Below are 8,475 nucleotides of genomic sequence, written 5' to 3' on the forward strand. Positions count from 1 at the left end.
CCTGGCCACCCCAACATCGCGCGCACCCTCGCCTTCGTTACAGCCGCGTCCGCGACTCAGACGTGCGTCTCAGCCCTCGAACAAGGCGATCGTCATCGCTTCGAGCGCGAGCAGCGGCGCGACGTTGCCCTCGATCGCCTCCCGGCAACCGGACAGCGCGTCGATCCGGCGGACGGTCTGTTCGGGGCTGGTCCGGCCGGCCAGCTGCTGGATGTCCTGGCTCAGCTCGGCGTTGATCAGTTCTGCTCCCGCACCGGTCTGAACGACCAGAACATCGCGATACAAGGCCATCAGATCGACCAGCGACCGATCGAGCACGTCGCGTTCCCAGCGTTTGGCGCGCGCCTTCTGCCCGTCCTCGAGCTCCTTCAGTGCCGCGCCCGCCTCGCGCGGTTTGGCGCCCTTCGTGCCGACGCCGAGGGCTTGCTCGAGCTCGGTGCGTTCCTGCTCGTCGACCTTCGCGGCACTCGCCTTGGACTCTTCCTTCGCCGCGTCGACGAGCCGCTGGGCCGCGTTCAGGCAGGCGCCGATGTCATGCAGCTCGAACGGGACCTCGAGCACCTTGTTCCGCCGGCTGCGGACGACCTCGTCCCGCGCCAACGCCTTCGCGCGCCCGATGTGTCCCTGCGCCGCCCGGGCCGCGAAGCTGGCCAGCTCCGGCTCGACCCCGGACTTGCGCGTCAGCATCTCGGCGACGGCGGCCACCGGCGGGGTTCGCAGGACGAGCAGCCGGCAGCGCGAGCGGATCGTCGGTACGACGTCCTCGACGGTCGGCGCGCAGAGCACCCAGACGGTCCGCGGGGCCGGCTCCTCGATGCTCTTCAGCAACGCGTCGGCGGCCTGGTCGGTCAGCCGGTCGGCGTCCTCGATCAACATCACCTGCCAGCGACCCTGCGTCGGGCTCATCGCGGCCCGGCGTACCAGCTCGCGGATCTCACTGACCCGGATCGACAGCATCTCGGTGCGGATCAGCGTGACGTCGGGGTGGGCGCCGTTGAGCGCAGTACGGCAAACCGCACACTCCCCGCACCCGCCATCCAGACACTGCAGCGCAGCCGCAAACGCCCGACCAGCATTCGACCGCCCAGACCCAGGCGGCCCGGTGATCAGCCAAGCATGAGTCATCCCAGCCGTAGCCTTGCCACCCTCCCCCCGCAACCGAGCCGAGGCCCCAGCAACAGCCCGCTGCAACACCTCAACAGCCGGCTCCTGCCCCACCAAGTCATCCCAAACACTCACTGCTGCCCCACCTCCGACTGCGAAGCCTCAGCCCGCCCCGCATCACCCTCGCCTGGCTCGGATACCGGCGATTGCCGGGCCACCGTCCGAGGCTGCTCACCCTCCGCCTCACGCGACCCCGCAGGCGACTGCGCTTGCGTCGGCGCCGTGGGGTCGCCCACCACGGGCTGCGCTGCACGCGCCTCGGGTGCGCCCGCCCGGCCACTCGGCGGCTGCGGCTCCGCCCCCGACTCCTCCTGCGGTTCCACCGCCTTCTGCACCGGCGGGAGCATGGGGAGTAGGCGGGCCTGGATCTGGCCAGCCAAGGCAGCGCGATCCTGGGTGGCGTCCAGTACGAGGTAGTGCTGCGGCTCGGCGGCCGCCAACTCGAGGAATGCTGTCCGGACGCGCTCGTGGAAGTCGGCCGACTGGGCCTCGATCCGGTCGCGTTCCTCGAACCGGCCGAGCCCGCTCTTCGGCGGCAGGTCCAGCAGAATCGTCAGGTTGGGCCGCAGATCATCTGTCGCCCAGCGGTTCACCCGCTCGACATCGCTCAGATCCAGATCCCGCCCGGACCCCTGGTACGCGAGCGCCGAATCGACGTACCGATCGGTGATCACCACCGCGCCCGACTTCAGCGCCGGCTTGATCACCGAGTCGACATGCTCAGCCTTGTCCGCGGCGTACAGCAATGCCTCGGCCCGATGCGAGATGTCGCCGGTCGCCGGATCGAGCACGATCTGCCGCAGCTTCTTCCCGAGATCGGTCGCCCCGGGCTCGCGAGTCAGCAGCACCTGCTGCCCCTGCTCCTTCAGCCACTCGACCAGCAGCGCGGACTGCGTCGACTTCCCCGCGCCCTCACCGCCTTCGAGCGCGATGAACAGCCCAGTCGTCGGATACACGCCCGGCGTCTTCCCGAAGCTCCGCCGCAGATCCCGCCAGAACGGCACCCCGGGCCGGTCGTCCATCTGCTTCCAGGCGACCAGCCCGATCACCCCGGCCAGGATCGCCGCGATCAGCATCGTCATCGAAGCGCCGTTGTACGTCACCGACCCATCGCCCGGCAGATTGACCGTACGCCGGCCAATCGCGCCGGCCACAAAAGGCGCAACCGCCAACGTCACGGCCAGCACCGTCCGCACCGCCGACTGAACGAACGCGAACGTCCGCCCCCGCACGTTGTCCGGCACCTCCAGCCCGAGCAGCGTGTACCCGGAAACCCACGACGCACCAGCGCAGAAGCCCAGCACGATCGCGATCATGGTCGCGATCTCGAGCTGCTGGATCAGCGCCAGCCCAGCCAGCCCGATCCCGGACCCGACCAGCCCGGCCGCGAACAACCTCCGCCGCGACAACCCCGAGAACACCCGGGGCGCGAACCCCATCCCGAGCGCCAGCCCACCGAAAACAGCGCCGAACAGCACGCCGTACCCCGGGTCACCGGCGTCCAGATCCTCCACGTACGTCCGCCCGAGCCCGATCACCACCGCGCCGGCCGCGAAGGCGCCGGAGATTCCGACGACGAGCCCGCGGACCACCGGCGTACCGGTGACGTAGGACCAGCCCTCGACCATCGTGCGCCACAGCGTCGGGTGCTCTTCATGGTCGTGCCGCCCCGCGCGGCCGATCTCGGCGACCGACACGATCGCCAGCCCGGAGATCAGGAAGGTGGCCGCGTTCACGTAGACGGCCAGGTTGATCGAGAAGAACTCGCCGAGACCGCGGGTGACCAGGGTGATCGCGGTGAAGATCGCGGCCGCCGGCAACGCCGTCCCGTACGTCGTGATGAGGCTGAGCTGGTTGGCCGCCTCGAGCCGGTGCCGGGGGATCAGGTTGGGCACGCTGGCGTCCTTGGCCGGACCCCAGATCAGGCTGACGATCTCGATCAGCACGGTCGCCACCAGCACCCAGGTGAGCGTGCCGACGATCGGGATGCTGACGAAGAACGCCGCCCGGATCAGGTCCCCGATGATCATCGTCCAGCGCCGATCCAGCCGGTCAGCCACCCAGCCGGCGACCGGACCCATCACCAGCGCCGGCAGCACCCGGAGGAACAGCACCCCACCGATGGCGAAGTTGGCCGCCTGGTAGTCGTCGCCAGCGAACGCCTTGGCCATCGCGGTCAGCGCGAGCAGCCCGATCCAGTCGCCCAGGCTGGACAGCCCGAACGCGATCCAGAGCCGCCGGAACGCCCGGATCCGCAACACCGCGCGCAGGTCGTGCGCCGGTGCAGGATCAGTCAGCGGGTCATACACCTCCGGCACACCCGAAAGCCTAGTCGGGTGTGCCGACAACCTTTACATCGCCTGATCGAGTCAGCTGGCGGTAAAGCGAAGGGAGAGCGAGGCGGGAGCGGTGTGCAGGGTGTACTTGTCGGGCAGGACCGGGCCGCAGGAGTTGGAGCCGATACCTGCCTGAGCCAGGTCGATGGTGACGTAGGTGATGTCGTCGGCGACCAGGTCCGGGGCGTGCTTCGCGTTGGCCAGATCTGCTGTCGTCCAATCGCGCACGGTCAGGCCGAAGAGGTCAGGGGCCGCCTCTACTCGCAGGGAGTCCAACTGGGCCCAGCGGGTGTCGATGTGGTGCCCGTTCTCCTGGGGGCGGATGTACGGCGTCTGTAGCTCCGCAACTGTGGCGGAGTACTTACCGACGGCCGCGGCCGCCCGGGTGTCGACATACGCCTCGCTAGGCCCGGTACCGAACCACTCCACCTGCCCCACCTTCGGCAACTCGAAGGTGATGCCCAGCCGCGGCAGGGTGGCCGGGTACTGCCCATCGGGCTCCACCGACAGATCCAGTACCACCGACCCGTCCTGCCCGTGGGTCCACCGCCAGGTAGCAACCAGCCCCCACTGGAGAGCCGGCGGCGCAGTACGGGTCACTACTTCCCAAGCCCCATCAACCACCCCAGCCGAAACCACCCGCTGCTGCACCCGATGCAGCCCCGCTTCCTTCCAAGCCTCAGCAACCCCAGGAATCACATCGTTGTCGATCGGAGCCCGCCATACGTCGAGCCGCAGCCCCCTGATCCCCAACGAAGCGACGTCGATCCCGTGGACCCCAGCAACGACGTCCTCCCCGGCATCTGTCCGAGCATGCCGCGCCTCGTCGCCTCCGGCGACCTCGGCGCGGACAGAGGAGGAGGCGGAAGCGCCCCCGACAGCTGCGCTACCGCTGGCCGACCCGCCCATGCTGCCGACGGCCGACTCGCTCGCACCTGCCACGCCGGCTGCGCTACCGCTGGCCCAGTCGCTCGCACTCGCCACGCCGGGTGCGCCCGCGAGCGCCGCCTCCTCGGGCGCCTTGGCGCCTGCATGGCGTGCGCCGACCGGGTGGTCCAGGCGGACCTGGCCCCAGGCGACGTGGTGGCCGGCCTCGGCCCACGGGGTGGTTTCGGTCAGTTCGGCTGTGATGGTCAGCCAGGTTTCCGGCTGAGAGGCGTCGACCGGTGGGAGCTCGACCGACGCCGTCTCCCCTGGAGCGATCGGCGGCACGCTCAGGACACCGGAACCGGTGCGTTCGCCGGCGACCTCGGTTACCGCGCGGAAGGTCAGGTGGCTGGTGTCGAGGACCTCGTGGCGGTTGGTGATGGTGAGGCCGGTGGCGTCGCCGGTGATGACCAGGGGCTCGATCACCTTGATGTACTCGAGCATGCCGGGCGACGGCGTACGGTCCGGGAACAGCAGTCCGTCGCAGACGAAGTTGCCGTCGTGGATCTCCTCGCCGAAGTCACCGCCGTACGCGTAGATCTCCTTGCCGTCGACCGTCGTCCGCAGCCCGTGGTCGATGAACTCCCAGATGAACCCACCCTGGCACCGCGGGTACTTCTCGAACAGCGCGTGATAGTCCGACAACCCACCCGGCCCGTTCCCCATCGCATGCCCGTACTCGCACAGGATGAACGGCAGCCCCCGGTACGACGTACCGTCCGCCCCGATCCGCTCGACATCCTCCGGCGACGTGTACATCTGCGAGTAGATGTCGACGAACTCCGCATGCGTGTCCCGCTCGTAGTGCACCGGCCGCGACGGGTCCCGGTCGTGCGCGTACGCGTACATCGACTTGAGGTTGTCGCCCATCCCGCACTCGTTGCCGAGCGACCAGATGACGATGCTCGGGTGGTTCTTGTCCCGCTCGACCATCCGCCGCATCCGCATCACCAGGTCGGCCTCGAAGCGCGGATCCATCACCGGGTTCGGCAGGTTCGGCGGCTGCGGCTCGTACCCGAAGCCGTGCGTCTCGAGATCGCACTCGTCCACGACGTACAGGCCGTACTGGTCGCAGAGGTCGAGGAAGTGCGGGTGCGGCGGGTAGTGGCTGGTGCGGACCGCGTTGATGCCGGCCCGCTTCATGATCAGCACGTCGTCGAGCATGTCCTGCTCGGTCAGCGCGCGCCCGCGATCGGGGTGGAACTCGTGCCGGTTGACGCCGTTGAACAGCACCCGATTGCCGTTGACGGTCAGCACGCCGTCGACGATCGCCACCGTGCGGAACCCGAGCTTGAGACGGACCGAGCCGCCCGCGGTCCGGAGTACGGCGTCGTAAAGCTTCGGGCTCTCGGCGCTCCACGGCTCGACGCTCGGTACCGGCGTCTCGAACCCGGTCGGGAACTCGAGGCCGAGCTCCTCCACCACGACAGTGCCCGGTACGTCGGAGTCGACCTTCAGCGTGCCGGCGCCATCGGCGTACGTGGCGTGCACGAACACGTCGGTCGCCGCCTCCGGCCGGAGCGCGAGCAGGTTGACCTCGCGGAAGATCCCGGACAGCCACCACATGTCCTGGTCCTCGACGTAGCTGCCCGCCGACCACTGGTGCACGCGGACCGCGACCGTGAATTCATTGCCCGGAGCAACCAAGTCGGTCAGGTCGAACTCGCTCGGCAACCGCGACCCCGACGACCAGCCGACCGGATTCCCGTCCACGAACACCGCGAACCGCGAGTCGACCCCCTCGAACCGCAGCACGATCCGGGAGCCGTCCCAGTCCGCGGGAACACCCACGGTACGCACGTAGTCGCCGGTCGGATTGGCCGTCGGCACATGCGGCGGATCGACCGGGAACGGGTAGTCGATATTCGTGTACGCCGGCTTGCCGTACCCGCTGAGCTGCCAATGCCCCGGCACCACGATCGTGTCCCAGCCGGACACGTCCGGGTCCTTCAGGTCGTCCGGCGCCTCCGCCACACTCGGCGAGAGCCGGAAACTCCACTCCCCGCCCAGCCCCACCCGCGCGGCATCGTCATCCAGCCAGGCTCGCGGAGCCAACACACCCGCACCCGAGGCAAAGTCTTCGACATAACTGTGGTCGTAGGTCACAGACATCGACCCTACGACCGATCTGTTCATAAATCCACACCGATGAACAGATATGGACAGACATTCACCGACTTTGTCAGGGCAAGCGAACCCGCTCGAGCCCCAGCCAGCCGGCCATCAGGGTGAGTTCGGCGATGAGAGCGTCCATGAAGTCGGGGGCGCCGGGCTCGGCGGTGATGGTGGGGACGACGAGGGTGGAGGTTTTACGGTCGGCCTTCAGGTCGACCCGGGCGACGAGGCGGTCGCCGAGCAGGAACGGAAGCACGTAGTACCCGTGGATGCGCTGGGACGCCGGCGTGTAGATGCTGATCCGGTAGAAGAAGTCGAAGAGCCGCTCGGTGCGGTCGCGATTCCAGATCAGTGTGTCGAACGGCGAGATCAGCGCGCAGGCGTCCACCGGGCCGGCTTCGGCCGTCGCCGACAGATAACTCTGCTGCTTGCCCCCTTCAACCTGCACCGGGACAAGCTCACCTTCCTCGACCAACTCCGCGACAACCCGCCTGGCAGTTGCCTGCGGCAACGGATAGTGCCCGCCCGTCTTCCCGCACAACTCCTGCGCCGTCGCCACTCCCAGCGACCGCGCCGAGATCCGCACCAACTCACGCTGCGCCTCATCGGCGGCGAGCTCGGGCGCACGGAGTACCGCCTCAGGCAACACCCGCTCGGTCAGGTCATACACCCGCTCGAAACCCCGCCGCCCCGAAATCATCACCAGCCCCGCCGCGAACAGATACTCCACCGCGATCTTCGCGTCCTGCCAGTTCCACATGGACCCCGTGCTCGGATCCGGATCCGCATCACTCTTCTTACGCCGTACTTCCCCAGCACCCACCTCACCCGCCGTCATCGCCCCCTCGGCGGCGATCCGCCCCAACACCTCCCCCACCAACCCCGGCCGCTCCCTCTGCAGCCGCTCCATCCCCACCACCACAGCCCAGGGAACCGAGACCTCCGCCCCCACCGCTTCCCCCCAAACCTGCCGCTCCACCGCCCGCATCCGCCACCGCACCAGCGGATAACCACTCACCGGCAACAGGCTCGCCTTATGCCCCCAAAAACCCTCGAACAACTCAGGCTCGTCCCCCCAAGCCATCCGATCCAGCGTCTCCCGCGAGTACGCCCCCAGCCGACTGAACCCCGGCAGATAATGCGCCCGACACAACACATTCACCGAGTCCACCTGCAACACCCCAACCCGCCCCACCACCCGCCGAATCCCCCGCACATCAACCCGCCCCGCCCGCGGCCCCCCGAACCCCTGCGCCCAAAGCGCAATCCGCCGCGCCTCCCCCACCGAGACCGACTCCCCAACATTCACCATCCCCCGAACCTAACCACCCCCGGGGACAATGCCGGCAGCTCTAGCCGAGAACCAACCGCTCATCCCCGAAGTCCGCCACAATCTCGACCTTCCCGCCGATCGCCTCGACATACCGGCGATCGCGCTCAACTCAGACCACCCCAACCCACCCACCACCGCCCGACTCACGCGCCTGCCCCTACAGAACCTCAGCCAACCGATAAACACGCACCTCCCCCCTGAACACAGCCAACTCGGACGCGAGGCGGCGCTGGCCGCGCGAATCGCGGTGGGATCTGCTGACAACTGCCGAATCGGCGGACCGCCACGCATACCTAACTGACACGAACCGCCTCGACACACCGAGGTAATCGCTTACCCGCGGAGTTATGCGTGCACCGGCATACCAACCCTTGCCCTAGGCAATCAATCAAACCATCATCGCGGCGGTGAGCGGCGGTGAGCGGCGCCGCGCGAGCAGATCGGCCCTCAGCCAACGGTGGACTACCCCGCCACCATCCCGGCCCGAGCTGACGCCAAGCGTCACGAGCCGACCGCCCCATGCAACCGATCTGCCGACCCTCCGCACGCCGGTACGCCGGTACGCCGGTACGCCGGTACGCCGGTACGCCGGTACGCCGG

General features: G+C 68.5%; 4 protein-coding genes. All 4 read right to left on the reverse strand.

Annotated elements, in window-relative coordinates; all coding sequences use genetic code 11:
* Positions 1-69: 69 nt before the first annotated feature.
* A complete protein-coding gene (locus tag ABD116_RS18060; RefSeq protein WP_343970937.1) occupies positions 70-1,239 on the reverse strand; it encodes a DNA polymerase III subunit delta' in 1,170 nt (389 codons plus the stop codon).
* On the reverse strand, positions 1,236-3,482 hold the full coding sequence (gene tmk, locus ABD116_RS18065; RefSeq protein ID WP_343970940.1) for a dTMP kinase: 2,247 nt from the start codon (positions 3,480-3,482) through the stop codon (positions 1,236-1,238). The genes ABD116_RS18060 and tmk overlap by 4 nt, the downstream gene beginning before the upstream one ends.
* 51 nt (positions 3,483-3,533) lie before the next feature.
* A complete protein-coding gene (locus ABD116_RS18070; protein WP_343970943.1) occupies positions 3,534-6,539 on the reverse strand; it encodes a glycoside hydrolase family 2 TIM barrel-domain containing protein in 3,006 nt (1,001 codons plus the stop codon).
* Between the two features lie 70 nt (positions 6,540-6,609).
* Positions 6,610-7,854: a winged helix-turn-helix domain-containing protein gene (locus ABD116_RS18075; RefSeq protein ID WP_343970946.1), complete on the reverse strand. Its 1,245-nt coding sequence runs from the start codon at positions 7,852-7,854 to the stop codon at positions 6,610-6,612.
* Positions 7,855-8,475 lie beyond the last annotated feature (621 nt).

Origin of the sequence: Kribbella koreensis (assembly GCF_039525325.1) — a bacterium.
GTDB classification, from domain to species: Bacteria; Actinomycetota; Actinomycetes; order Propionibacteriales; family Kribbellaceae; genus Kribbella; species Kribbella koreensis.